Source organism: Cupriavidus yeoncheonensis, assembly GCF_905397275.1.
GTDB classification, from domain to species: Bacteria; Pseudomonadota; Gammaproteobacteria; order Burkholderiales; family Burkholderiaceae; genus Cupriavidus; species Cupriavidus yeoncheonensis.
This window is the reverse complement of the sequence record NZ_CAJPUY010000056.1, coordinates 1-2,889: the sequence shown is the minus strand read 5'-3', so window position 1 is coordinate 2,889 and position 2,889 is coordinate 1. Positions and strand designations below refer to the sequence as shown.

5 protein-coding genes are annotated in these 2,889 nt (G+C 61.9%); all 5 read left to right on the top strand.

Translation table 11 applies throughout. The features are described 5' to 3' along the window. Positions 1-61: 61 nt before the first annotated feature. Positions 62-742, top strand: coding sequence for a hypothetical protein (locus tag KHO22_RS32245; RefSeq protein ID WP_211951250.1), 681 nt, complete (start codon positions 62-64; stop codon positions 740-742). An 88-nt stretch (positions 743-830) separates the two neighbouring features. After that, positions 831-1,112: a hypothetical protein gene (locus KHO22_RS32240; RefSeq protein WP_211951249.1), complete on the top strand. Its 282-nt coding sequence runs from the start codon at positions 831-833 to the stop codon at positions 1,110-1,112. 187 nt (positions 1,113-1,299) lie between these two features. Beyond that, a complete protein-coding gene (locus KHO22_RS32235) occupies positions 1,300-1,668 on the top strand; it encodes a P27 family phage terminase small subunit (RefSeq protein WP_211951248.1) in 369 nt (122 codons plus the stop codon). 4 nt (positions 1,669-1,672) lie between these two features. After that, entirely contained in the window at positions 1,673-1,948 is a 276-nt protein-coding gene (locus tag KHO22_RS32230; protein ID WP_211951247.1) for a hypothetical protein, read from the top strand. 166 nt (positions 1,949-2,114) lie between these two features. Continuing rightward, entirely contained in the window at positions 2,115-2,834 is a 720-nt protein-coding gene (locus KHO22_RS32225) for a phage major capsid protein (protein WP_211951246.1), read from the top strand. Positions 2,835-2,889 lie beyond the last annotated feature (55 nt).

Genomic DNA, 2,889 nt, shown 5'->3' with positions numbered 1-2,889 from the left:
TCCAGCTTGAATTCCAGCGTGTACTGCGCCCGCTTTGTCTTGCTTGTCATCACATCTCTCCTTGCTTCAGTTTAACCTCAGCAAGGGATTCGTTTTACGGGGGCAAGCCCAGTCCGCGTCCTGGGATGATCCCGAATCCATCATCCGTGCCGCAATGGATTGCTACCGGAAAAACTACTGGCAGGACCAGCCATATCACGTCGAAGTACTGTCCGAGAAGGGAACCGTGCGCGGGACGCTTGCACCCGTTTTGGAAGAGTACGGCGTCCCATTTCGGGTCATGCACGGCTTTGGCAGTGCGACCAGTCTTAACGATCTCGCACAAATGAGCCAAGACGCCGACAAGCCGGTCGTGCTGCTGTATGTGGGCGATTTCGACCCATCAGGGATGTACATGTCGGAAATGGACTTGCCCGAGCGTCTATCACGCTATGGTGCATCCGCCGACCTGACGATCAAGCGCGTTGCCCTGACTGCTGATGATGTCGTCGGCCTTCCTTCATTTGCCGCCGATACGAAGTCGAAGGACGGCCGCTACAAGTGGTACGTGCAACAGTATGGCGACCACTGTTGGGAACTGGATGCTATGAACCCTGTCGACCTTCGCGAGCGCGTCGAACAATCCATTCGCGAATACCTGGACCTTGATGCCTGGGACCACATGATTGGCGTTGAAGCCGTCGAGCGCGAATCCATGAAGTCGGTCTTGACGACTTGGCTGAACAAGCGGCCGGCTATTTGACGGCTTGCCTGCAAATAGCCCCCCACTACGGAAAGCAAACGATGATGTCTCTTCGATTTCCTATGCTGATCCCAAAGGGGACCAGAGCATGCAGCCAGGGCGCGCCGCGTTTCAGCGCATTACCGATGAATGCCGAAGCGGCCTTGCGCATTGGGTTGCATGCCGGATCGACATCGAGCGCGGCACGCCGCCGCCGGCCGGGACCGACGCTTACCGCCGGTATCGCGCCGATTGCAAAGCGAGAGAACGCGCCGAGCGCGCCGCCGCCCTGGTCGAGCGCCAGCGCCGCGAAGGAACCTTGCCGCGACCGTGGCGCGGGTTCTGGCGCGCCTGGGGCTACGTTGGAACCGACGCGGTCGCGTTCGACTGACGGCGCCGCAAGGCGGGTCGGATTCGATGGGGATAGGGGATGCAAAAGTCCGGCCGCTTTGGCTCGTAACCGGCCTCGAAGTCCCAGAAATCTAATCGCCGACAAACCGGCCCGGTTTTTTTGAGGGGAAAACATGGCTAGGACCGCTAAAGACGTCGTCGAGATCGCCAGGACCGCGCCGGAACCGATGCGCCAGGGATTGAAGGTGCCGGCCGGACTGTCGGCGGCCGAACGCCGGCTATGGCGAAGCATCGTCGCCAGCCTGCCGGCCGACTTCTTCAAGGCGGCCGATGTCGGCCTGTTGACGGTCTACGTCCGCACGGCAAGCGTTGCCAATGCCGCCGGCGATGTCCTGAACGCCGAAGGACTAGTTGTCGTGACCCCGACCGGCCGGCGCCGAGCGCATCCGGCGATCAATCAATGGAACGCGGCCGTTTTCACACTGGCGCGCGTCGCGCACAAGCTGCGGTTATCCCATGCAAGCCACGTTCGGGACGGCGCCTGCATGACGGTCGCGGCGAACCCCGGCGCGCGCCGCCCCTTTGATGAAAGGTGAACGCATGACTGAAGCCGAACAACAAGACGTCGCCCGCGCCTTCGCGCCGCTGCAAGACGAAATCCGCCGCCTATTGCTGGCGACCTATCGCAGTCAATCTGATGCGATGCGCGCCAGGGTCGACACGCTATTGGGCGACGGCGGCGAACTGCGCGTCATCGCCAACGCAACGACGTTCGCGGTCGGCGTCTATCGCGACGCGGACTTGCTATTGCGCTTGATGCAAAGCGATTTCGACGGCGATAACGCGACCGTGTTTGAAGCCGTCGCCATGAATTGACCCGACGTCGGCCCGACGTCCACTGCGAGATGCAGTCCGCGACCTGGGCGACGCCAAAAACCGGCGCATATAGGCCGCGCCGGCCCCGCCCGCGAGATGCGATGGTCGAGGGGACGCGAGAGCGAAAAAGCCATGTCTCTAACGCATCGAATGAAGGGGTCCAATCATGGACATTTCCGAAATCAAACGGGCACTTGACGAAGGCTATCAGCCGATCCGCGAACGCCTGGACAAGAGCGAAACGCGACTGACCGAGCTTGAACAGGGATTCGCCGGCCGCACGCATAGCGCATCGCTGGTCGTGCCGGACGACGGATCGCGCGTCGCGAAGGCGTTGGTTGACGGGTTCGACCGGCAAGCCTTCCAGAAACACGGCCGCCAGCGTGTCGAAGTCGACGGGTCGCTGATGTCGAAGGCGGCGCCGATTACGACCGCACATGCCGGCACGGTTTCTAGCGTCGGCGGCGTGCCGGCCCTGGCGCCGCGATTCGACTTGCGTAGCGTGCTGCGCGTTATCAAGGTCACGTCGTCGACGGTTCAATACGTGCGCGCCGGGACGTTCACCAATGCCGCCGCCGTCGTGCCGGAAGGTCAAACGAAGCCGCAATCCGACGTCGTCTTCGGCCTGATCGACGCGAAGCCGCAAACCATCGCGCATTGGTTCAGCACGTCGAGGCAAGTGTTGGATGACAACCAGCAATTGCAACTGGCGCTTGAAACATTTGGCAAGGCCGGGGTCGGCATCAAGGAAGAAGCCTTCGCCCTGACCGGCGACGCGACAACGGGCAACGCCGGCCTGCTGACCGACGCGCCGGCCGCCGCCGCGCTACCCCCCCGCGGCAGAATAGATGTCGCCCCGATAGAATTTGAACCTTGGGGGCGATAAGAGACAGATGTGGCTCGTTACGGACAAGAATTCAAGGACCGAGCGGTAGCACGGT